20 protein-coding genes are annotated in these 23229 nt (G+C 65.6%); 7 read left to right on the top strand and 13 right to left on the bottom strand.

Features of this window, described 5'->3' with window-relative positions; all coding sequences use genetic code 11:
- Positions 1 to 27: 27 nt before the first annotated feature.
- Positions 28 to 1104 (bottom strand): sugar ABC transporter substrate-binding protein, encoded by a 1077-nt coding sequence (locus tag P5W98_RS19850; RefSeq protein WP_421026373.1) that lies wholly within the window; start codon positions 1102 to 1104, stop codon positions 28 to 30.
- Positions 1105 to 1292: 188 nt separating this feature from the next.
- Here P5W98_RS19850 and P5W98_RS19855 point away from each other — a divergent pair, with 188 nt between their 5' ends.
- Positions 1293 to 2129, top strand: coding sequence for an IclR family transcriptional regulator (locus P5W98_RS19855; protein ID WP_421026372.1), 837 nt, complete (start codon positions 1293 to 1295; stop codon positions 2127 to 2129).
- A gap of 6 nt (positions 2130 to 2135) precedes the next feature.
- On the opposite strand, the gene P5W98_RS19860 is transcribed toward P5W98_RS19855, so the two are convergent.
- Complete coding sequence (locus tag P5W98_RS19860; RefSeq protein ID WP_421026371.1) at positions 2136 to 4193, bottom strand: tetratricopeptide repeat protein; 2058 nt, start codon at positions 4191 to 4193, stop codon at positions 2136 to 2138.
- Positions 4194 to 4354: 161 nt separating this feature from the next.
- Between P5W98_RS19860 and P5W98_RS19865 the strand changes: the two genes are divergently transcribed.
- Complete coding sequence (locus P5W98_RS19865; RefSeq protein WP_421026370.1) at positions 4355 to 4900, top strand: hypothetical protein; 546 nt, start codon at positions 4355 to 4357, stop codon at positions 4898 to 4900.
- Positions 4901 to 4995: 95 nt separating this feature from the next.
- Here the strand turns inward: P5W98_RS19865 and P5W98_RS19870 are convergent, their stop codons facing one another.
- Positions 4996 to 7374, bottom strand: coding sequence for a GNAT family N-acetyltransferase (locus tag P5W98_RS19870; protein WP_421026369.1), 2379 nt, complete (start codon positions 7372 to 7374; stop codon positions 4996 to 4998).
- 199 nt (positions 7375 to 7573) lie between these two features.
- Here P5W98_RS19870 and P5W98_RS19875 point away from each other — a divergent pair, with 199 nt between their 5' ends.
- The gene (locus tag P5W98_RS19875) at positions 7574 to 8797 is read left to right on the top strand and encodes a GGDEF domain-containing protein (RefSeq protein WP_421026368.1); all 1224 of its coding nucleotides are present in this window, start codon (positions 7574 to 7576) and stop codon (positions 8795 to 8797) included.
- A gap of 81 nt (positions 8798 to 8878) precedes the next feature.
- On the opposite strand, the gene P5W98_RS19880 is transcribed toward P5W98_RS19875, so the two are convergent.
- From P5W98_RS19880 to P5W98_RS19890, 3 genes are all read right to left on the bottom strand, one after another.
- On the bottom strand, positions 8879 to 10480 hold the full coding sequence (locus P5W98_RS19880) for a peptide chain release factor 3 (protein WP_421026367.1): 1602 nt from the start codon (positions 10478 to 10480) through the stop codon (positions 8879 to 8881).
- 361 nt (positions 10481 to 10841) lie between these two features.
- Complete coding sequence (locus P5W98_RS19885) at positions 10842 to 11138, bottom strand: H-NS family nucleoid-associated regulatory protein (protein ID WP_421026366.1); 297 nt, start codon at positions 11136 to 11138, stop codon at positions 10842 to 10844.
- Between the two features lie 144 nt (positions 11139 to 11282).
- Positions 11283 to 11510 carry a hypothetical protein gene (locus P5W98_RS19890; RefSeq protein ID WP_421026365.1) on the bottom strand — a complete coding sequence of 76 codons (228 nt, stop codon included), beginning with the start codon at positions 11508 to 11510 and terminating at the stop codon, positions 11283 to 11285.
- A 439-nt stretch (positions 11511 to 11949) separates the two neighbouring features.
- On the opposite strand from P5W98_RS19890, the gene P5W98_RS19895 reads away from it, so the two are divergent.
- Positions 11950 to 13137: a helix-turn-helix transcriptional regulator gene (locus tag P5W98_RS19895; protein ID WP_421026364.1), complete on the top strand. Its 1188-nt coding sequence runs from the start codon at positions 11950 to 11952 to the stop codon at positions 13135 to 13137.
- Positions 13138 to 13197: 60 nt separating this feature from the next.
- On the opposite strand, the gene P5W98_RS19900 is transcribed toward P5W98_RS19895, so the two are convergent.
- A complete protein-coding gene (locus tag P5W98_RS19900; protein WP_421026363.1) occupies positions 13198 to 13476 on the bottom strand; it encodes a hypothetical protein in 279 nt (92 codons plus the stop codon).
- 97 nt (positions 13477 to 13573) lie between these two features.
- The gene (locus tag P5W98_RS19905) at positions 13574 to 14182 is read right to left on the bottom strand and encodes a BON domain-containing protein (protein ID WP_421026362.1); all 609 of its coding nucleotides are present in this window, start codon (positions 14180 to 14182) and stop codon (positions 13574 to 13576) included.
- Between the two features lie 190 nt (positions 14183 to 14372).
- Between P5W98_RS19905 and P5W98_RS19910 the strand changes: the two genes are divergently transcribed.
- A complete protein-coding gene (locus P5W98_RS19910) occupies positions 14373 to 15773 on the top strand; it encodes a GntP family permease (protein ID WP_421026361.1) in 1401 nt (466 codons plus the stop codon).
- Positions 15774 to 15786: 13 nt separating this feature from the next.
- Here P5W98_RS19910 and P5W98_RS19915 read toward each other — a convergent pair whose 3' ends face one another.
- Both P5W98_RS19915 and P5W98_RS19920 read right to left on the bottom strand, forming a co-directional pair.
- Positions 15787 to 16554 (bottom strand): YoaK family protein, encoded by a 768-nt coding sequence (locus P5W98_RS19915; protein WP_421026360.1) that lies wholly within the window; start codon positions 16552 to 16554, stop codon positions 15787 to 15789.
- A gap of 45 nt (positions 16555 to 16599) precedes the next feature.
- Positions 16600 to 17469: a spermidine synthase gene (locus tag P5W98_RS19920; RefSeq protein WP_421026359.1), complete on the bottom strand. Its 870-nt coding sequence runs from the start codon at positions 17467 to 17469 to the stop codon at positions 16600 to 16602.
- 250 nt (positions 17470 to 17719) lie between these two features.
- Here P5W98_RS19920 and P5W98_RS19925 point away from each other — a divergent pair, with 250 nt between their 5' ends.
- Positions 17720 to 17947: a hypothetical protein gene (locus tag P5W98_RS19925; RefSeq protein ID WP_421073339.1), complete on the top strand. Its 228-nt coding sequence runs from the start codon at positions 17720 to 17722 to the stop codon at positions 17945 to 17947.
- A 63-nt stretch (positions 17948 to 18010) separates the two neighbouring features.
- On the opposite strand, the gene P5W98_RS19930 is transcribed toward P5W98_RS19925, so the two are convergent.
- Positions 18011 to 18166, bottom strand: a complete 156-nt coding sequence (locus P5W98_RS19930; protein ID WP_421026358.1) for a hypothetical protein — start codon at positions 18164 to 18166, stop codon at positions 18011 to 18013.
- A gap of 207 nt (positions 18167 to 18373) precedes the next feature.
- Between P5W98_RS19930 and P5W98_RS19935 the strand changes: the two genes are divergently transcribed.
- Positions 18374 to 19615, top strand: a complete 1242-nt coding sequence (locus tag P5W98_RS19935; RefSeq protein ID WP_421026357.1) for a cystathionine gamma-synthase family protein — start codon at positions 18374 to 18376, stop codon at positions 19613 to 19615.
- A 123-nt stretch (positions 19616 to 19738) separates the two neighbouring features.
- Here the strand turns inward: P5W98_RS19935 and P5W98_RS19940 are convergent, their stop codons facing one another.
- Entirely contained in the window at positions 19739 to 21295 is a 1557-nt protein-coding gene (locus tag P5W98_RS19940) for an amino acid permease (RefSeq protein ID WP_421026356.1), read from the bottom strand.
- Between the two features lie 198 nt (positions 21296 to 21493).
- Entirely contained in the window at positions 21494 to 23209 is a 1716-nt protein-coding gene (locus P5W98_RS19945) for a dihydroxyacetone kinase family protein (protein ID WP_421026355.1), read from the bottom strand.
- Positions 23210 to 23229: the final 20 nt, after the last annotated feature.

A 23229-nucleotide genomic window follows, 5' to 3' on the forward strand; every position in this document is an offset into this window, starting at 1 on the left:
TGCTCATCCGGTCGCTCGTTTGATCGCTCATTTGATCGTATTGCCCCACAGATTCTTATCGTCGACGTTCTGCTTCGTCACCAGCGGCGCCGGCAACTGGTCTTCGAGAATGCCGGGCTGCAACTGGATGATCGTGCTGTCGTGATCGGTCTTGCCCGGCTTGAAGGTCTTGCCCTCCAGCGCCGCCTTGATGTAGTAGAGGCCGTACTTCGCATAGAGATCGGCGGGCTGCGAAACGGTGGCATCGATCTCGCCCTTGCGGATTGCTTCGTATTCCTGCGGAATGCCGTCATTGGAGACGATCACGATATGCTTCGGATCGCCAGCGGGAAACAGCAGCTGCTTGCGGCGCAGCGTCTGCAGCGTGGGCGAGAGATAAACGCCGCCCGCCTGCATGTAGATGCCCTTCACGTCGGGATTCGCGGTGAGCAGGCTGTCGAGCGCGCTGGCTGCCACGTCGCCCTTCCAGCCCGCCGGAATCTCCAGCAGCGACAGATTCGGATAGTTCTTCAGGCACGCGCGGAACGCCTCCGAGCGGTCGCGCCCGTTCACGGAAGCGAGATCGCCCATGATCTGCACGACCTTGCCCGACTTCACGTGTTCGCCGATGTACTTGCACGCTTTCTCGCCATAGGCGCGATTGTCGGCGCGCACGACCATGGCGACGGCGCCTTGCGTGGGCGCGACATCCACGGCCACCACTTTCACGTTCTTCTGCGCGGCGCTCGCCAGCGCGCGGCTGATGGCCGCCGAATCGATCGGCCCCACCACGATGCCCTTCGCGCCCAGATTGATCATGTTGTTCATGTCGGTGATCTGCTGCGCGGGGTCGTTGTTCGAGTTGACGGGCGCGAGAACATCGACGCCCATCTGCTTCGCGTACGTGCCTAGATAGTTGTTGTACGACTGCCAGAACGGCGAGGTCAGCAGCGGCAGGCCGAGGCCCACCTTGCCGGCTTCGACGGCCTGCGCCGAGGCGGGCGCGCCTAGCGCGGCAGCGCAGGCCGCCACGGCGCACAACGTCTTCGCTGCGCGCGAGAAAGCGCGTGCCTTGCGGGTTTCAGTGAAGCAGCGGGCCTCGAATAGCCCGGATGCGAACGCCATGTCTGTCTCCTTGTCCATTCTGTCGTTGTAGACCTAATCCAAGAGCACGCCGCTGGCATATGTTCACCAGTGAACCTATTATTCATATACGCACGATCCAAGGTCAAGGAATGTGCAATGCAGCAAAGGTCCGGAATTTCCCTGGGCTGCTCAGGATTTGGGACGAGATAAAAAAGCAAGGAAAAAAAATGAATACGAACGCACGCAAACCGCGAACCGATGCGCTGCCGGGCGAGCCGGAGCTGGACGAGAAAGACGACGGCGACCGCTATCGCGCGCCCGCGCTGGACAAAGGGCTCGACATTCTCGAACTGCTCGCCGAGCAGCGCGGCGGCTTGACTCGCGCGGAGATCACGAAGGCGCTGGGGCGTAACGCGAGCGAGATTTACCGGATGCTGGAGCGGCTGGTAGCGCGCCAGTACGTGATGCGCTCGGAGGCCGGCGACCGCTACGCGCTGAGCCTCAAGCTGTTTGCGCTAGCGCACCGGCATCCGCCGATGGAGCGGCTGATCGCCGAGGCACTGCCGCTCATGCAGCGCTTCGCCAACGCGGCGGAGCAGTCGTGCCACCTCGCGGTGTACGACCGCGGCAACCTGCTCGTGATCGCGCAGGTGGACGGCCCGGGCACGTGGGGCATCGCGGTGCGGCTGGGCGCGCGCGTGGGTCTCGTCGACACGAATTCGGGACGCACGATCCTCGCGTACCAAAGCGCGGAGCAGCGCGCACACATGCTCGCTGAGCATACGAAGGTGAAGGGCGAAGTCCCCATCGACCATGCCGCGCTCGAAGCGGTCTGCGAGCAGATCCGCGGCGCGGGCTTCTCGCGCAAGGACAGCCAGCAGATTTTTGGCGTGACGGACGTGACGTTTCCGGTGCTCGGGCCGTCGGGGCAGGCCATCGCGGCGCTTACCTGCCCGTTCCTCAAGCGCATCGACGAATACGTCGCGCCCTCGCTCGACGAGGCCACCCGGATGCTGGGCGAGACGGTGCAGACGCTGTCGATGTTTCGGGAGGGAGAGGGGTAAGGGCGTTCACGCTCCCACAACCACCGCCCCGTCCCCGCCGTTCGCCTCGCGCTCGACGATTGCCGCGAACAGCCGCTCCAGATCGCGCGTGAACCGCGCCGTATCGAAGAGCGGCGCATCGGTCTTCGCCGCCGCGAGCCGCTTGCGGATCTGCGCATGCCAGGCCGGATCGCTCGCGAGCGCGAGCGCGATCTGGAAATACCCGTCGAGGTCGCGCGCGACCAGTTCGTCGAGCCCGACCGCATGCAGCAAGCTCGCGCCCACGCGCCCCGCGAACAGCGAGCCCAGCGCCGACACCATCGGCACGCCCGCCCACAGCGCGTCGCTGCCGGTCGTGTGCGAGCCGGTCGGCAGGGTGTCGAGCGCGAGGTCCGCGAGTTGCAGCCGCGCGAGATGCGCCTCTTGCGGCACGCGCTTGGCGAAGATCACGCGCGCGCGCTCCACGCCTTTCTCTTCGAAGAACGCATGCAGATTCGTGCGCGCCATCTCGCTGCCGGGGTCGAGCAGCCATAGCACGCTGCCGGGCGTTGCCGCGAGCAGGCGGCACCAGACCGACGCCACCCACGCATTGAGCTTGAAGGTCTGATTGAAGGTGCAGAACACGAAGCCGCGCTCGGGCAAGCCCGCCGCGGCGCGCGTGGGCCGCGGCGCGCACTGGCGCCGGTGATCGTTGGGCTGATAGCAATGCGGCATCAGCGCGAGCGTCTCGCTATAGAACGATGCGGCGGCGGGCGGCGTCACCACCGCGTCGCCGATCACGTAGTCGGCCAGGCGCGGCGCGCCGAGCGAGCCCGGATAGCCGAGCCAGCTCACGATGGTGGGCGCGGGCCGCAGCGCCGTGATGCCGAGCCGCGTGCCGGTCGTATAGCCCTTCAGGTCGACGAGCACATGAATGCCGTCGGTCGCGATCTTCGCGGCCGCCCGCGCATCGGTGAGCGCGCCGATTTCGTGCAGCGTGGCGGGCAGCGCCGCGAGCCGCTCGCGCCACGCGGCATCGGGCGCGGCGTCGCCATACGAATACAGATGAATGTCGAAGCGCGTAGCGTCGTGCAATTCGAGCACGCCCGCGAGCAGGCGCAGCGTGGCGTGATCGTGGAAATCGGCGGAAAGATAGCCGATGCGCAGGCGCGCGCCCGCCTCGAAGGCCGCCAGCGCGTCGGCCAGCCCCGCGCCACGCTCGACGAGCGGCGACGCGGCCAGTTCGCCGCGCCAGCGCGACTGCGCGAAGGCCCGCCCGGCCTCGCGGTGCAGCGCCGGCGTGAGCGCCGGGATGCCCAGCAGTCCCCACGGCGTGAGATTCTCCACCGCGCCCGCGGCAACCATCTCCAGGGCGGCCCGGTCGATCTTGTCCAGGTCGCGCCAGTGCGCCACGCGTCGCCGCACGTATTGCGCCGACTCCCATCGCCCGCCCCGGCAATAGGCTTCATCGGCCAATTCCAGGCGGTCGAGACGCTCCAGCAAGCCGCCATAGCATTGCCAGAAGTGCATCGACTTCGGATCGAGTTCGAGCGCGCGCCTGAAGCTCGCTTCGGCAGCCTCGTATTGGCCGGCGTCCTGTTGCAGAACCGCCAGGTTGCCGTGCGCGAAGGCATAACCGGGATCGATCTCGATGGCCGCACGATACGCGGCTTCGGCATGCTCAAAGTCGTTGTGCTTCTTGAGCAGGTTGCCCACGTTGTTGAACATGCGCGCCTCGCGCACGCCCAGATTGATGGCCGCGAAGTACGCGTTGATGGCCTCGGTGTCACGGCCTTGCCAGAGCAGCGTCCATGCGAGGTCGCGATGCAGCGCGCCGCTCTCGCGCAGCGCCAGCGCCTTGCGGATCGCCTGCTCGCCGTCGGCATAGCGCGCCTGGCGAGCGAGCGCCACGCCAAGCTGATGCCATGCGTCGGCGTGCTGCGGATCCTGCGCCAGGATTTCGCGAAAAAGGGTCTCGGCGAGCGAGTGCTGTTCGGCGTTCAGACGGTCGATGCCGCGCTTGAGCAAGGCGGCCGAACGCGGCGACGGAGTCGGTGTGGAGATTTTCATCACGCCATCGTAGGAAGCGTGATGGGGTGGGAACATCAGAGCGTTCCTGGTTTGCCGTGGCGCACGGCGGCGTCTTGCGCACGCGCTGAATCCTGGTTCGCAAGTGGAAGCCCGGCGCGCAAAACGGTTAGAATGGCGGCCCTCTCAAAAAACCCGTCCGGTGTGCGCCACGTGCGCCGGACGCGCATGCACACCTCATGGCGAAACTTCTGACCGATCAAGAATTCCAGCGTTTTTCCGAGCTTCAGCAGAAACAGGCCAGCTTCACGATTTCGAGCGACGAAGCCGACGAATTGCGCGATATCGTCGCGCGCGCACAGCAAAAGCGCGACGACCGCGCGAACGCGATGAAGACCGTCGAAACCGCGATCGCGCAGTTCGAGATCACGCCCGACGAGCTGTTCTCGGCCGAGCAGATCGCCGAAGCCGCACGCAACTTCGGTCTGATCCCGGCCACGCGCAAGGAGCGCGTGCTGCCGCCCGCGCTGACCTTCAACGGCAAGACGCATCAGTGGACCACGCGCGCGCTGCCCGAGGAAATCCGCACGCCGCTGTTCGAGGCGTTCCAGGGCGGCCAGTCGGTCAAGGCCTTCATCGCCACACCGAAGGACGCCGCGCGCTGTGCCGCGACCATTGCGCGTCTGGAAAAGGAAACCGGCGCGCAATACGCGGCGGGCTGGCTCGAAGAGCTCTCGGTCACGCGCGCGCAAGTGGACGACGCACTCGCGAAAATCGCCGCCTGAGTTTGGCCGCAACCTGACGGCGGCCCGGCGGCTGCGCGGCCTGCTCACGCCGCGCAGTCCCTCATCGCCGGGGCACGCCGCCAGGGCGCACCACATCAATCCAGCGGCATCCTGAACCCCACTACCCCCGGGTCCTCCGTGGGCGTCACCGTAAAGCCGCACGCGCGCGCGAGCCCGATCATCGGCGCATTCTCGCGCAGCGCCTCGCCCAGCAGCCAGTGCGTGCCGCGCGAGCGCACGTAGGCGATCATGCGCGTGAGTAGCAGGCGGCCCAGGCCGCCCCGCTTCAGATTAGACTGGACGGCCACGGCAAACTCGGCGGTCTCGTTGTCGGGGTCGGCCACCGCCCGCGCCACGCCGAGCGTGCGCGGCTTGCCGTCCTCGCCCTCGACGGTCGCGATCAGCGCCATCTCGCGGTCGTAGTCAATCTGCGTCATGCGCGCGAGCTGCGTGTGATCGAAGCTGCGCACCGCCGAAAAAAAGCGCAGGCGCAAGTCGTCGGGCGTCATTGTGTCGATGAAGGCGCGATGCATCTCCTCGTCCTCGGGCCGGATCGGCCGGATCGTCAGGCGCTCGCCGTGCCAGTCGAGCGTCTCTTCGAGCCGGCGCGGATACGGCATGATCGCGAAGCGGCTGCGCTTTTCCGCGAGTGTGAGCCGCGGCGCGACCAGCATCACCGCATGCGGCAGCACGCGCAGCGTCAACTGCATCGCAACGATCTCACGCACCTCGCACACCACCTGCGAAAGCCCGGTCAGCGCTTCGAGCGTCGGCTCGGGCGCGGCACGGCGCGCATAGGGCGACTGCTCGACGATGTCGCGCGAAAGCACGGGATTCAGCGGCGGCAGGCTGTAGACGCGCAGCGGCGGCGAGAAGCCGTCGGGCGACGGCGCCTCGAAATGGAACACCGGGCCGAAGTTCTCGTCGTCGCGAAACTCCACGCTCACGTCGACGACAGCCTCGGCCGACGACTGCTCCGCGCTGTCCAGCGTCCGCAGCCCGAACGCACCCAGCAACTGCGCCGCCTGCGCGCCTTCGAGCGTGGTGCGCCCCGCCGCCAGCGCCGCGCGCGCCACGCCCTGCGCGGCCTCGATGGCCGCCGCGCCTTGCGCGGGCATGCTCTCGGGCGTCTGCATCAGGAGCTCGCGCCCGAGCCGGTAATCGACGAGACGCGCGAACGCCCGCGCCAACCGGCGCGGCGTGGTATGCACGGGAATGCCGTGCGCATGCAGCGCGTCGCGCGTAGTGTCGTCCACGCCGCCGAAGAAGCACGCGAGCATGCCGCGATATGCAAAGCGCTGGTTTTCGATGAGCGTGCGCGCGACCTCGGCCACGGGCGCGCTGTGCGTGGGCGCATGCACGACGAACGCGGTACCGGTCGAGCGCTGCGAAGCGAGCGCTTGCAGCGCGAGGCCGAAGTGCTCCGGTTTGGCCGTGTCGCCGAGCACGAGCGGATTGCCGGCCTGGGTGCGCGGCAGCGCCGCTTCCAGCGCCGTCTCGAGCGCGGCGCGCGCTTCGTCGTTCCAGCGCGCGAGCGTGTCGCCGGCCTTCATGAACGCGTCGCGCGCGAGCGTGGCCACGCCGCGATCGCTCGTGATGAGCGTGGCCGTGTCGCTCGCGGCCACGCGGCCCACGCCCAGGGTTTCGATTTCGTCGAGCAGGTCGTCGAGCGTATCCACGCGCACGATGCCCGCGCGCCGGAACGCCGCCGTGTAGAGCGCGTCGCCGGGATCGTCGCGGCCGCTGCGCAGCGCGAGCACCGGCTTGTTGCGCGCCGCCGCGCGGGCCGCCGACATGAACTTGCGCGCCGCGCCGATGCTGTCCACTTCGAGCAGGATTGCGCGCGTGGACGGATCGCTCGCGAGATAGTCGAGCACGTCGCCGACATCGACATCGGCTTCGTCGCCGAGCGCCACTACGTGCGAGAAGCCGAGCCCGCGCGGGCCGGCCCAGCGCAGCACGGCATTGGTGAGCGCGTTGGACTGCGAGACCCATGCCACGCCGCCGGTGCGCGCAACCGTGGCGGCCGCGCCGAGCTGCGCATTGAGCGCCGGCGTGAGCGCGCCGAGCGTGCCGGGCCCGAGAATGCGCAGCAGATGCGGGCGCGCCGCCGCGAGCGCGTGGCGCAGGTCGGCGCGGTCTTCCTCGGTGCGCACTTCGCCCACGATGATGGCCGCGCGCGTGCCCATGCCGCCGAGGCGATGCACGAGCGCCGGCCACGTGGCGGGCCGCGTGCAGATGAGCGCGACGGTGGGCGCTTCGGGCAAGTCGCCGGCATCGGCCAGCACGGGCTTGCCGTCGAAGCTGGCCAGCTCGCCCGCGTGGCGCGGATTGACGGGCCACAGCGGGCCGGCGAAGCCGCCTTCGATGAGACGCTGCCACACCATCTGGCCGATGCTGCCCGGTCGCTGCGAAGCGCCGATCACCGCTACCGATTTCGGCTGGAATATCGCATCGAGATTGCGTACGGTCACTGCTCCTCCTCGCTGTGCGCTCGCTATCCGCTCAGGATAGGCGAACTGCTCCCGCGCTGCGCGCATTTCGCCACCTGAACGGGCCGCCAAAGCACGCCTTCGCGAGACGCTTTCAGCGTAGAATGCGCGACGCCGCCGCAATTTTCCGGCGCAGCACCCGAGGGCCCGTTCGCGCCAACAACAAGCTCTAACGCCCGCGATGCAAGTCGATCTTCTCACCCTTTATTCCCTCGCAATCGGAACGCTTTTCGCCAGCGCCGGCATGACGCTCTGGGAGCACCGCGCGCATCCGGAGCGCAGCAGGGAACTGAAAATCCTTGCCGGCGGCTATGCCACGCTCGGCGTCGGCGTCGCGCTCGCCATCTGGCGGCACGCCTTGCCTGGCGCGTGGGGCGGCGCCATCAGCAATCTGGTCATCGTGACCGGCTATCTGCAGATCGCGCATGGGCTCGCCGTCATGAGCGGGCGGCAATACCGCACGGCCTCCGCAGTCATCCTCGCCCTGCTCGCGCTCGCGTGGACCATTGCGGGCGCACGCGGCCAAGACGCCATGTGGCTCTACTACAGCGCGATTCCGATTTCCCTGGCCTGCGCCATGGCGACGCGCGAACTGCTGCGCAACGACGGCCTCGAATGGGCGCAGGCGCGCCGCATCGCCGTGATCGTGACGGGCGTTCACGCGGTGCTCTACGCGTTTCGCGCGTGCGTGCTGCCGTGGCTCGCGGCGCGCTACGGGCAAGACCTGCTGCCGCTCTTCAGCAAGATCACGATGTACGAAGGTGTGCTGTACTCGGTCGTGCTGCCGATGACGCTGCTGCGCCTCGTGCGCGACGAAACACACAGCCGGCTCGTGCAGGAATCCCGGACGGACTATCTGACCCGGCTCGGCAACCGCCGCTGGTTCTTCGAGGAAGGCACGCGCGTGCTGAGCCGCGCGGGGACGCGCGAACGCGTGGCGCTGCTGGCATTCGACCTCGACCGCTTCAAGGCGATCAACGACCGCTACGGCCACCAGGCCGGCGACGCCGTGCTGAAGACCTTCGCCGACGTCGCGCGCGCCGAGATAGGGCCGGACGCGGTGCTCGCGCGCATCGGCGGCGAGGAGTTCGCGGCCTTGCTCGCGGGCCGCGACAGCGAGCGGGCCGGGATGATCGGCGAGCGCATCGCGCAGCGTTTCGCGCAAACGGCTGCGCACGCCGATGACGGCAGAAGCGTGCGCGCGACGGTCAGCATCGGGCTCGCGCTGAGCGACGCGCAACAAGGCATGCGATCGGACACGCAAGCGGGCATGCAAGCGCACAACGCGCCGGCCGCGCTCGCCAGCCTGCTATCGGCCGCCGACGCGGCGCTCTATGGCGCGAAGGCGCTCGGCGGCAACCGGCTGGAGATGGCGCAGCGCGCCGAGCGTTCCTACAACGCTTGAAGTGCGGCCCGCAAAAAATTCGGGCCGCACGAAGCGGCCCGCTCGGGATGCATCCATGGCCGCGGAAGGCCACGGCAAGACTTACATGTTCTTGCGGAACGGCGCGCCCGAATGCTCGCGCAACTCGTTGAACACGATCTTCGGCCACGCCTTTTGCGCGACTTCGATTTCGGAGACGTGCGAGGCGAGATACGTGGGCGCGTTCGATGCGTCGTAGGCCATGCGCGCCTCGTACGAATCGGTGAAGCGGCGCAGCTCGTTGGCGTCGTCGCAGGTGACCCAGCGCGAGAGGCGATAGCGCGCGGGCATGATGCGCACGTCCACCTTGTATTCCGCCGACAGGCGATGCGAGACCACTTCGAACTGCAACTGGCCCACCGCGCCCAGGATCGTCGCGCCGCCGTGCAGCGGACGGAACACCTGGATCGCGCCCTCTTCGCCGAGCTGCTTGAGCGCTTCGCCCAGTTGCTTCGCGCGCATCGGGTCGACCACTTCGATGGTCTGGAAGATTTCCGGCGCGAAGAACGGCAGCCCCGTGAACTGCAGGTCTTCGCCTTCGGTGAGCGTGTCGCCGAGGCTCAGCGTGCCGTGATTAGGAATGCCGATGATGTCGCCAGGGTACGCCTCGGCCACGGTCTCCCGGCGCTGCGAGAGAAAGCTCACCACGTTGTTCGCGCGAAAGGTCTTGTTGTTGCGCGTGACCTTCAGCTGCATGCCGCGCTCGAAACGGCCCGAGCACACGCGGATGAACGCCACGCGGTCGCGGTGCGCGAGGTCCATGTTGGCCTGCACCTTGAACACCACGCCCGTGAACTTGGGCTCCTCGGGCGAGACCGGACGCTGCACGGCCATGCGCGGCGAGGGCGGCGGCGCGAGGTCGACGAGCGCGTCGAGAATTTCCTTCACGCCGAAGTTGTTGATCGCCGAACCGAACAGCACCGGCGACTGCTCGCCCGCGAGGAAGGCGTCGCGATCGAACGTGGGCGTCGCGCCCGTGATCAGCTCGACTTCTTCCTTGGTGCGCTTCCAGTGGTAGCCGAAGCGCGCTTCGCCTTCTTCGTCGCTGATGTGCTGCAGCGTCTCCACCGCGCCGCCCAGCGATTGCTCGCCGGCGCGGAACACGCGCACCTGGTCGCGCTGAATGTCGTAGACGCCCTGAAATTCCTTGCCCATGCCGATGGGCCAGGTGAACGGCACCGCGGCCACGCCGAGGTGCTGCTCGATTTCGTCGAGCAGGTCGAGCGGCTCGCGCACTTCGCGGTCGAGCTTGTTGATGAACGTGAGAATCGGCGTCTTGCGGCTGCGGCAGACTTCGAGCAGCTTGAGCGTTTGCGCTTCCACGCCGTTCGCGCCGTCGATCACCATCACGGCCGCGTCCACCGCCGTGAGCACGCGGTAGGTGTCTTCCGAGAAGTCCTCGTGGCCCGGCGTGTCGAGCAGGTTGATGACGGCGTCGCCGTACTCGAACTGCATGACCGAGCTCGCGACCGAAATGCCGCGCTGCTTTTCGATCTCCATCCAGTCGGACGTCGCGAACCGGCCGCTCTTCTTGCCCTTCACGGTACCGGCGATCTGGATCGCGCCCGAAAATAGCAGCAGCTTTTCGGTGAGCGTGGTCTTGCCCGCGTCCGGGTGAGAAATGACCGCGAACGTGCGGCGGCGTCTGAGTTCGGCTACTGACATGGATGGAGGGGTATCGCTGATGAAATCGGGCAACCAGCCGCGCGGCGGGAGTTGCGTATGTGGCCAACCGGTGTGCGCGGCGGAAGGCGCCGGGGACGAATGATACACGGCATTACCGCGCACGACTAAGGTTAACGGCGGCACGCGGCGAGATCGCCACGCGCGCGAACGGGAAACGCCCGCCGGAGCGCGGCCAGCGGCGCGCCTGAGGTGAGATTTTACGGGGGTGGCGGGATGTGCCTTGGGGGATGGCGCCGCGCGAGCGCACGGTAGATCGGCCATGCGCCGCGCAAAGGTGAGGTTTTACGGGAGCAGGCTCGAAGCCCGCCCGCAGCCCCCTTGAACGCCGCTCGAACCCTGTTTACTCGCTGATCAGAAAGCGGTCGCGATTCTTCACGCCCGCCAGCCAGCCGGGCGCGCGGCCACGGCCGCTCCAGGTCTCGCCGGTTTTCGGGTTCTTGTAGCGCGCGGGCAGCGGCTTCTTGCGCGCGCTCGCGGGACGCGAGCTGGAGAAACCGAGTTCTTCCGCTGTAATGTCGTACTCCGCGATCTTTGCCTTGATTTCGGCAATCGCTTGCTCAACTTCCTTTTCGCGCGCCGCCGCGACTTCCTTGTGCAGCTTTTCGAGTTGGGCAGTCAGTTGCTTGTAGCTCGCCATGAACATTGATCTCCAGTTCAGTCACACAAGCGTATTGTGACCGTTCCGACGTCAAAGAGTGCCGAATTACGGGCTTTTTTCGTCGGCGCGAGCCAATTTATTGCGATTCTTTACACACGCTCCGCACTCCGGCGACGTATCGGCCTAACGAACCGTTTCGTGTGACGAACTCTCTTTTACGCGCATCTCCAACTCGCCCAGCGCCTGCGCGAGGCGCTTCACACGCTGCATCTGCGAGGGCACCAGCGCCGCGTTCGACACCGATTCGATGCGGTTGCGCCAATAGGAAAGCGGAATACGATCGTGGCCTGAAAGCCGAGCAATGACCTGCTCGAGATGCTCGATGTCCCTTTCAAGTTGATGATGATTCATTGTTCCCCCCGGAATACTGTCTTCTGGCAGCCACTTGCCATGGCGTCTGCATACACAATGTCCATAACGAAAGGCACATGATCCGCTGCATTACATCAATACCGCCGGGTTATTCGCCAGTCGTCCCATTCACTTTGCTGCCTTTATTACTCCTTTTTGCTGTCGCATTTCTGTCGCCGCTTTTTCACGGCGTGGAGATTTCAGCGCGACTTGCCATCAGAGGATAAGATCGGCAGGACGGCCCATCGGTTGGCTAGCGCACGGAAAACAACGCTCGCCTCGTCCACATTGACGACTATTAGCCATCGAACGAAACATCGAACGAACCGAAGATTAACGGCGGCAATCGCGCCTGTATATTCCACATCTGTGCAGGAACTATGCGCGCCGCATTTTTCGCGGCAACGAGCCGTCCCGGATTTTTGATAACGAGAACGGTGTGAATCCGAGCGATTTTCAGCACGACAGCCTGCTGCACGCGATTTACGCAACAATCGAGCACCCTTCTGAATGGCAGGATTTTTGCGCGCAATTCAGGAAATCGATTGGCGTGGCCTCGGTTCATCTTTGCGTATTCGATCGTCAGCGCGAATTCTTTTCATGGGCCGACGGTTTCAGCGTGCAGGAAACGGAGCCGCTGGAACTCATCCGCCCGCTTTATCGCGACGATGCCCGACTCGAATGGCTGCGCGCGTTCCCTCCTGGAAAATGGCTGCACTACGGTGCGGATTCAAACAGCGGCGACGGCCACCCGGTTTTCGAGCCGGACCTGTGCGCAGTCGGCGGAGGCTTCGTGTCCATTTGCAAACTGATCGACAACGGCACGCTCACGGCCATGATCGCTTGCCGGAGCGGACAGGACGTCGCGCTGCCGGCGCACGTGCGCGCGCTGCTCGAGCGGCTGGCGCCCCATCTGGTACGCGCGCTGCGCCTGGGCGTGCGCCGCCTGCCGCCCGACGCCGACGCGCTCACCGGTCACGTACGGCCGCCCGCGATGCTCGTGAATGCGAACGGCGAAATCCTGCACAGCAACGAAGCGGCGCAACGGCTGCTGCGCGCCACCTCGCTCGTGCGCATACGTGGCAAGCGGCTGGTGTTCGCCGCGCCGTATCAGGCGCGCTTTCTGGAGGATATGGCGATCAGCGAGGCGCGGCTGAAAAGCCGCGTGAGCGGCGCGCGGGCCGCCGCGGCCCGCTTTCGCACGTTGCGCATCGTAGGCGCGGCCGAAGCCGCTGACGGCGAGCGCAGCCGCGCCGCGCCGCTGCCGGGCGGCCCGGAAGTGCTCTATGCGTTCTACAACGTGGTCACGGCGGGCGAGATGCCCGGGATACGCGCGATGGCGGCCCTCACGTTCTACCATCCGCGCTCGGCGCCGGCGGTGGACGAGCAGGTGCTGGCCTCGGCCTTCGAGCTCTCGCCCGCCGAGTGCCGGATCGTGCATCTGCTGGTGGACGGGCTCACGCCGAAGGAAATTGCCGCCCAGGTGAGCGTTCAATACGACACGGTGCGCAAGCAACTACAGTCGATCTTCCTGAAGACCGCCACGCGGCGCCAGCCCGACCTGCTGCGCCTGCTGATGAACCTGCCCGCGCGCAGCCGCAGCACAGGCGCGGCCGGCAGCGCTTGAGGGCTGCCGAGGATTCTTGAAACCGCCGCAAAAACGGCGCACAAGGCGGGCGAGTGTCCGTTACTTCGCCTGGCAAGCGAATACGAGGGTGTACGTGTCGCCGCTTCTGGACGTGTCGACAGTGTCGTAGCTGGCGCCCCCGCAGCGCTGGCGCGCCTGCTGGCTGCACGAATCGTGGTCGCCAGCGGCGGCGCACTGCACCGGAATCGTCGGGCGGCCATCCGAAAGGAACAGCGGCGGACCGCTGCTGCAAGCCGACAGCGCCGCGAGCAACGCACAGACACCCGCCGTGGACGACAGCCTGCAAAAGCGGGACAACAACGAACCGGAACGAATCATGGGGTACCCCGAAGGCCTTCTAGTTTTTCGACGTTGCGATTGTGCCATGCCGGACGGCGCGTGAGCGGCGTGAACCGCGTGCCGGCCGGTCGCACGGTCAACGGGCCGGCGGCAAGGTCTTGTAGGGCAGCCGCGCATGCGGATCGGCGCGCAGGCGCACGAACACCTGTTCGACGTCGGGAATCGCCGCGAGGCCGCGCTCCAGCGCCGCCCGATCGAAGGCCGCCGGAGCGCAGCCCTCGGCGTAGACGAAGCGCCGCTGTACCGTGATCCACACGCTCGTGCCATTGAGCGACGCGGCGTCCCCGAACTTCTCGCGAATCGCCGTGGCGATATCGGCATCGTAGAGATAGGCGTTCGGCTTCGTGCACTTGTGCGCGAGCCAGCAGGTGGTGCCGCGCTCCACGCGGTAGTGAGCGTCGTCGTCGGCTTCGGCCTTCGTCATGCGCGGGCCGAGCGGCTGCGGGCACGCGCCCGGCGCACTCGAGAGCGCGAAGAACGGATCGTTGTACCAGTTCCGGATTTCGCCGGGATCGACGGTCAACGCGCTCGCTCCGCTTGCCGGTGCCCCGCCCGATGCCGCGCCGGGCGCCGCAACTGCCGGCGCAACGATCTGCGCGATAACCACGGCGAACGCGGCCGCCCATGCGCTCCGTTGCGCGTGACGGCGTGGCCACCCTTCCAGGCTTGCCTCGATTTCCCGCATCTTCACCTCCTTCCGGGCCTCGCGCGCGATGAACCCCCGCTCGCGTCAAACCTGGAGCGCGCAGTCTGCCAAGCCATAACGGGGTGTTTCGGTACAATCGCTGCGCCGCACCATGCACCCGCCCACGCAATAAAAACGCAGTAAAACACGGACTGCGATCGAGCGCGAAGCATGGATCACAGGAGACGTCATGTCGTTCGTTATCGTTCTAGCCGCCCTCGCCTTTCTCATGCTCGCCGCCTACCGTGGCTACAGCGTCATCCTCTTCGCACCGGTGGCCGCCCTCGGCGCCGTTTTGCTCACCGATCCCGCCGCCGTCGCCCCCGTGTTCTCGGGCATCTTCATGGAGAAGATGGTGGGCTTCGTGAAGCTCTACTTCCCCGTATTCCTGCTGGGCGCGGTGTTCGGCAAGGTGATCGAGCTCTCAGGCTACTCGGAGGCGATCGTTCACGCAGCCATCCGCTACATCGGCCGCTCGCGCGCGAACGCCGTGATCGTGGCCGTGTGCGCGCTGCTCACCTACGGCGGCGTGTCGCTCTTCGTGGTGGTGTTCGCGGTCTACCCGTTCGCCGCCGAGCTCTATCGCCAAAGCGACATTCCCAAGCGCCTCATGCCAGGCGCCATCGCGCTGGGTGCGTTCTCGTTCACGATGGACTCGCTGCCCGGCACGCCGCAGATCCAGAACATCATCCCCACCACGTTCTTCAAGACCACGGCGTGGGCCGCGCCGGCGCTCGGCATCATCGGCTCGCTGTTCATCATCGTGGTCGGCCTCGCGTATCTCGAGTGGCGCCGCCGCAGCGCGGTGGCAAAGGGCGAAGGCTACGGCACGTCGCTCGTGAACGAGCCCGACCGCGTGCAAACCGATCATCTGCCCAACCCGCTGCTCGCCATCACGCCGCTCGTGCTCGTGGGCGTGTCGAACTTCTTCCTGACGCGCTGGATTCCGGGCTGGTACGGCGACACCTACACGATCACGTCCGACATGCTGCCCGGCATTCACGCGCCCGTGACCACGACGGTCAAGCAACTGGTCGGCATCTGGTCGGTCGAGGGCGCGCTGCTGCTCGGCATTGCGTTCGTTGTCGTCACAGCGTTCTCGCGCGTGAAGGAACGTTTCGCTACCGGCACGAAGGCCGCGGTCGCGGGCGCGCTGCTCGCCTCGCTCAATACGGCTTCGGAGTACGGCTTCGGCGGCGTGATCGCGGCGCTGCCCGGCTTCCTCGTGGTGAGCGACGCGCTCAAGAGCATTCCGAATCCGCTCGTGAACGCGGCCGTCTCGGTAAGCTCGCTGGCCGGCATTACCGGCTCGGCTTCGGGCGGCATGAGCATCGCGCTCGCCGCGATGTCCGATCTCTTCATCAAGGGCGCGCAGGCCGCGAATATTCCGCTCGACGTGCTGCATCGCGTGGTGGCGATGGCCAGCGGCGGCATGGATACGCTGCCGCACAATGGCGCGGTCATCACGCTGCTCGCGGTGACGGGGCTCACGCACCGCGAATCGTATCGCGACATTTTCGCGGTCACGGTCATCAAGACAATGGCCGTGTTTTTCGTGATCGCGGTTTATTACGCGACGGGGCTGGTCTGATAGCGATGCCAGGCTACTGCCTGCGATCGAGCCGATAGAACCAGGTCAGCACATCGTCGACAAGGGGCACGACCGTGAGTGCGACGAGCGCGCCGGCGAGCGGAACGGTCGATACGTAGCCCACATGCTTGAAGCCGATGGCGCCGGTCAGGCCGCCCACGAAGAACGACGCGAGCATCGTGCCGTGAATCCGCAGCTTCGTGCGATTGGCGATGACCGCATGGGCATCCGCAGCGGCCGTCGACCGGTTCCAGTAAAAGAGCTTGCCCAGTTCGATGCCCAGGTCGGTCACGATGCCGGTCATGTGCGTCGTGCGAATCTCGGCGCCCGACAACTTCGTGATCATCGCATTCTGCAGCCCCATGATGAAGCACAGCAGAATGACCGTGACAGGAACAAAAAAAGCTTCCCATAGCGCGAGGTGACTGCCGAGCAAGCCGAACAGGAGGAGCAGCGCGGCTTCGACCAGTAGCGGAAGGACATACTGGCTTTGCAGACTGCGCCGCCGCCCCCAGTTGACGAGCACCGCCGAACACGCTGCCCCGAGAAGAAACGACGCCAGTGAGCCGATACCGGCGAGCACGAGCCGGATGTCTCCGAGCGCCGCCTGGTCCGCGATTGCCGATACGATGCCGCTCATGTGCGACGTGTATTGCTTGACCGCGAGGAACCCGCCGGCGTTGGTTGCGCCGGCAACAAAGGCCAGCGAAAAACCGAGTTGCCGGTTCGCGTCCGCACTGCGGTGTTTTCCCGTCAGGCTTCGAAAGTACTGCGCAGGCATCGAATCTTCACTCAATCATTGGGAACGGCGGCAGGAACAGGTTCATCAGCCTTCGAACACCGATCGCGAGACGCCAGGACTGTGGTCGAATTCCCAACGCGCGTGACCCTGCGGTTGCCAGATCAATTGCCCGGAATCCAGGTCTTCCCCGCCTTTCAGGCGCCGGGCAACTGAGGACAGTTTCAGGTCATCCGCCCACGCGTACGAGATGGCGCGATCCAGCAGGACGCGCGCGGACGGTAAGCGATATCGGCTCTTCCACGCAAAAACAACAAAATTGCTGTCGTCCGCGCATCGGACCACCGCATACGAGGAACCGAACACGGCCTTCATCAGATCGACGCAGATGGCCAGCGCCGGCTCGTCATCGGTAAAGTTGACGACGAGGACACCCGTATCCGCCAGCCGTTCGCGACACGCGCAGAAGAACGCGATATCCGCGCACTGGCTCGAAATGCCCCCCGCCACGTAGGCGTCAACCAGAATGACGTCCTTCGCAACGCCCCCATTCCTGACGTAGTCCGCACCATCGGCGCAAACCACCCTGAAGCGCGCATCGTCCGCCGGAATCCTGAAGACGTCGCGCAGCGATATGACTTCGGGGTTGATCTCGACCACGGTGATATCGACGGCAGGCAAGTGCCGATAGCAATACTTCGCCAACGATCCCCCACCCAGCCCGATCATGCAGATGCGCTGAGGGTCGGGCTTTAGCAGCAGGAATCCCATCATCGTGCGCGTATAGCCGAGCGCGAGCCGGTCCGGCGCACGAAGCGACATGCAACTCTGGGTGGCAAGGTAATCGAAGTGCAACGATATCGCGTGCTGCGTTTCCAGCACAAACGGCCGCCTGTCGCTCAACGGCGTCGAACGGAATTCGAGGAATGCATCACTTGATGTCTGGTCGCCGTCCATTCTCGATCTACCCTGGTAGTCAAACATGCGCATGAAACTGCCGGCATCCGTCCGGGTGCCCGGTGGCGCTCGTCTCATTATAATGTAACGCACATTTCATTATCCGTGGATTATAATCGCATGGCTGCCGCCTTTCATCGAGCCCCGAGCGGGTTGATCCGGCACCATCCGCGATTCGACATGGCACGACGCTTCGAAGGCGACATCGCTTGCGCTGCTGCCCCGGCACTCTCCGACCTTTGGAAAAACAATGAGCGACTGCGATATGCCCGATTCCCAGCCCGTTTGCGTATCCGCGTCCGCGGCATGGGCGCTGGAGCGACTCTCTGAAGTTCGCTATGGAAGAGACGCGCCAGCGCTCGGCTGGTCGGTCTCGCGGGAACTGATCAGCGCCGGCTTCATCACCTTCCCGTCGGGTGGGCGCTCCGGTGTTTCGATTACAGCGGCAGGCCGGGCTTACCTGAAAAGTCAGAAATGATTCCTGATGCCGTTTTCAGGGCGCGGAGGGGATAGCGGAAAGATCCGGGCTTGACGTCCTGAATCAGCGCGCGAGCGCCTCTTCCCGCTCAATCACGCGCAGCGCGTCTTCGAGACGTTTTACACGGCGCAGGCGGTCGTCGATGCAGGCGGATGCGCTCACTTGCCGGATTCGCCCGAGCCACCATTCGAGCGGCAATGCCCGCGTTACCGGCTGCAAGCGGAGCACCGCCTCCAGGTGCCGTAATTCGGCTTCGACAAAGGCTTTACCTTATTCCGGCCGCCTGCGGAGCACACCGCTTGACGAAGCCGCCGTCGTGAGAGAATCAATCATTTTTCAGATCGATCGCGCTGCCGGCGATGTCGCGCGCCATGGGCGACCTGAAATAATCCATCGGAAGTAATCGACTCGAAAGGCGGACAAGGCATGAGCAAGCAAGGCTTCACCACGGGCATCGTTCACGGCGACAGAATCGGCGGCACCGAGCATGGCGGCGTGCGGCAGCCGATTCATACGTCCGTGCAATACGGTTTCGAGCGCGTCGAGGACCTGATCGGCGTGTTCCAGGGCACGAAAAAGGGCGGCTTCAACTACGCGCGCCAGGGCACCCCCACGACGGCAGCGCTCGAACGCAAGATCACGAATCTGGAAGAAGGCGCGGGCACGATCTGCTTCAGCACCGGCATGGCGGCGATCACGGCCACGTTTCTCACGCTCCTGCGCGCGGGCGATCATCTGATCTCCAGCCGTTACGTGTTCGGCAACACCAACAGCCTGTTCGGCACCTTGCGCACGCTCGGCGTCGAAGTCACGACCGTCGACGCCTGCGACGCGCAAAACGTCCGCGACGCGATCCGCCCCAATACGCGCATGGTGTTCGTCGAAACCATCGCGAATCCGGGCACGCAGATTCCCGACCTCGAGGGCATCGGCGATGCGTGCCGCGAACACGGCCTCGCATATGTCGTCGACAACACGATCACCTCGCCGGCCCTGTTCAAGCCGAAAGCGGTGGGCGCGAGCCTCGTCATCAATTCGCTGACGAAGACGATCGCGGGCCACGGCGCGGCGCTCGGCGGTGCGGTGACCGACACGGGCCTGTTCGACTGGAGCGCGTATCCGAACATCGCCGACGATTATCGGCGTTCGCCCGCGAAGGAGCAGGGGCTGTTGCAGATTCGCAAGAAGGGCCTGCGCGACATGGGCGCGGCGTTGTCGTCCGAGCAGGCGCATTCGATCGCGATGGGCGCGGAAACGCTCGCGCTGCGCGTGAAACAGAGCAGCGACAACGCGCTCGCGCTCGCGCAGTTCCTGGAAGGGCACAAGGCCATCGGCAAGGTGTTTTATCCGGGCCTGAAGAGCCACCCGCAATACGAGATCGCGCAAAAGCTGTTCAAGGGCGCGTCGTGGCTGCTGTCGTTCGAATTGCTGAACGCGGAGCGCATGATCGACGTGGTCAATGCGCTCCAGTTGCCGATCAAGGCAACCGGACTCGCCGACACGCGCACGCTGATCATTCCCGTTGCGCCGACGATCTTCTTCGAAGCGGGTGCGGAAACACGCAAGGCAATGGGCATTTCCGACGGCATGCTGCGGCTTTCGGCCGGCATCGAGGACATCGATGATCTGATCGCGGACTTTGAGCAGGCGTTGAAGCTCGCGGCGTAACGCCGGCGTGTCTGTCAAAGCAAGGTCAGATTACCCGGCGGATTGAATCTATCGATATGCCGGAATGGCGCAACCAGAGCGTATGCGCAGGCAAAAAAACGGAGGGTTTCCCCTCCGTTTTTTTTAAGCTTCATGGCCCGCTCTGACCACGTCTTCATCGCTCGCCTGCGCAAGCGCACGCGCTTGCCCGACATAAGGCTCGATATCCATGTTGTCATAGCCAATGAAATGGCTCTTCTTCACGATCCGATAACCAAGCCACATCAACACAAACAGCGGAATCCCGATATACGTGGCCAGCACGCTCACCCAATCGATTTTATTGGCCATGAACGCCTGGTAGTCCTGCCCTAGCATGACGACCAGACAAACCGCGAATGCGAATATCGGCCCGATGGGAAACCACTTCGACCGGTACGGCAGCTGATCGAGCGAAAAGCCTTGCGCGACGAACCCCTTGCGGAATCGATAATGGCTGATGGCAATGCCCAGCCATGCGATGAAGCCCGTCATGCCCGAGGTGTTGAGCAGCCACATGTAGACCGTTTTGTCGCCGTACATCGATGAAAGAAAGCACAGCGCCCCCACGGCCGTGGTGGCATATAGCGCATTCCTCGGCACGCCGCTCGCTGAAAGCTTCGCGAACAGCCCGGGCGCGCGGCCTTCGACAGCGAGGTTATAGAGCATGCGCGTGGACGCATACATGCCCGAATTGCCCGCCGACAGCACGGCGGTCAGGATGACCGCATTCATGACGCCCGCCGAAACCGCGAGGCCCGCGCGGCGAAACACGAGCGTGAACGGGCTCACGCCAATATCGGTCACATCGGATTTCAGGAGATTCGGGTCAGTATGCGGAATCAGCAAGCCGATCACGAAAATGGCGAGCACGTAAAACAACAGAATGCGCCAGAACACCTGGCGCACCGCGCGCGGGATATTCTTGCCCGGGTTCTCCGATTCGCCCGCCGCCACGCCAATCAATTCGGTGCCCTGAAAGGAGAAGCCCGCGATCATGGTGACGCCCAGCAAGGCCGGCAGGCCGCCCGTGAACGGTCCGCCATCGAGCGTGAAGTTGCCCCACCAGACATGGTCCGCGCCGCCCTTCAGGATGCCGATGATCATCAGCAGTCCAATGCCGATGAAGGCGATCACCGTGATCACCTTGATCAGCGAGAACCAGTATTCGGCCTCGCCGAAGCCCCGCACCGAAAGCGCGTTGAGCAGGAACATCACGCAGAGGAACGCGGCGCTCCACCAGACGCCTGGCACGTGGGGAAACCAGTAGCCCATCACCAGTTGCGACGCAACCAGTTCGACGGCAATGGTCACGGCCCAGTTGTACCAATAGTTCCAGCCCAGTGCGAAGCCGAAACCCTCGTCGACGAACTTCGCGCCGTAGGTCGCGAACGAACCCGAGACCGGCATGAACGCGGCCATTTCGCCGAGGCTCGTCATCAGGAAATAGACCATCAGGCCGATCACCAGATACGCGGCCATGGCGCCGCCGGGTCCGGCCTGGGAAATGGAGGCGCCTGAAGCGACGAACAGACCGGTGCCGATCGATCCACCGATCGCGATCATGGTCAGGTGGCGGGCTTTGAGACTGCGGTGCAGGGAGGGGGTGGAGTCCCCAGAGCTGGAAAGACGCTCTGAAGCGCGATGCAGATCCGAATCCATAAAAATTCTGACTTCTTCTTAACGACGGTTGGGTAATTTGACCGCGATTCTATAGCAGTCGCCGCCCGGAGCGGCGCAAACACTCCGGACACCGAATCTGCATGGCATTTTCGCGAGCCATTTCCCGGGGAGAGGCGCGCGAAATATTCGGCCCTGCCCCAAAGGCTTCAACGCGATCCGTGCAAGCCCCTCAAACCTTCACGCTTTCCCGCCTATGTGCGGGCGCAACGCCGCCAGCCAGCACACCACCGCCACCGCGCCGGCATCGGGCGAGCCGATCGCCCGCTCGCCCAGATAGCTCGCGCGGCCCACGCGCGGGTGCATATGCGCCGTGGCCTGCGCGCCGTGCTCGGCGGCAGCCACCGCGGCCGCCCAGGCGCGCTGCGACGTCTGACCCTGCTTAAGCGCCTCTTCGAACGCCTCCAGGGCCGGAATCAGCGCGTCGAGCATCGTACGGTCGCCGGCCTTCGCGCCGCCTAGTTCGCTGATTGCCGCGATCGCGCCGCGAAACGCCTGCGCCCACTCGTGCGGCGTGGGCTCCGGCGTATCGGCGAGATGACGCGACGCGCGCAGCAGCGCCGTCGAGTAGAACGGCCCCGAACTGCCCGCAATCGCCCGGCGCATGCTCGCGCCAAGCGACGCCAGCGCCTGCGGCGCGGTGCCGAGCGCGTGGGCCGGCGTGGCGGCCACCGCGTCGGCGGCGCGCCGCATGCTCGCGCCCAGATCGCCGTCGCCCGCGAGCGCGTCGAGCTCGGTCAGGCGCGCCTCGTTCTCGGTCAGCGCCAGCGCGACCGCGTCGAGCGCCGCCTTGAGCCGCGCCGCCCACGCCGCGCGCGAAGCGTCGAGCGGCAGTGCTATGGATTCCTCATGGTTGACGCCCGAGGTGTCGAGGCGGATGGTCGGGTTCACACAGCCCTTGCCGGGCCAGGCATGCGCATCGGTGTGCGCATCGAGCAAGGCGAGCCTGCTGTCGTCCACGCGCAGCAGCGAGATCGAGCAGCCCGGCATGTTCAGGGCCGAGAGAAAGGTGCCGGCCCACGCGCGCTCCACGCGCACTTCGCGGCAGCGCAGGTCCGCCACGGCCGCGCGCAGCACGATGTCGAGTTCCATCCGCGGCGTGGCCCCCAGGCCGTTGACGAGCAGCACCACGCGTTCGCCGCGCGTGATGGCGAGATCGTCGAGAATATTGACGAGCAGCGCCTCGGTGAGGGCGTCGGCCGGCAGCGGCACGCTGCGCTCCACGCCTTTTTCGCCATGAATGCCCAAACCGATTTCGATTTCGTCGTCGCCGAGGCTGAAGCTGGACGCCTCCGCGCCCGGCAGCGTGCAGCCGTCCAACGCTACGCCCATGGTGCCCAGATTGGCGGCCGCGTCGCGCGCGATCGCCGCCACCACTTCGAGCGGCGCGCCACGCGCGGCCGCCGCGCCCGCGATCTTGTGGATCAGTACGGTGCCGGCAATGCCGCGTCGCTGATGACGCTCGGCGTGGCCGCGCAGCGCGACGTCGTCGGCGACCGTCACCACTTCCACGGGGATGCCCTCGGCGCGCGCGAGCTCGGCGGCAAGACCGAAATTGAGCCGGTCGCCGGTGTAGTTCTTGACGATGAGCAGCGCCCCCCGCGCGCCCGCCGTCGCGCGGATCGCCGCGAGCACTGCGTCGGTGGGCGGCGAGGTGAACACTTCGCCGCATACGGCCGCGCTCAGCATACCCGCGCCCACATAGCCGCCGTGCGCGGGCTCGTGGCCGCTGCCGCCGCCCGAGATCAGCGCGACCGGGCGTGCATGGGATTCGGGAATGTCGCGGCGAATGAGCACGTTCTCCTCGCCGAGGATAACGACATTCGGTGCCTGCAGCGCGATGCCTTCGAGCATTTCGCGCACGACGTCGGAAGGGTGATTGACGAGTTTCTTCATGACGCCCCTGATGAATGCGG

It is taken from the genome of Paraburkholderia sp. A1BS-2L, from assembly GCF_051125205.1.
Taxonomy (GTDB): domain Bacteria; phylum Pseudomonadota; class Gammaproteobacteria; order Burkholderiales; family Burkholderiaceae; genus Paraburkholderia.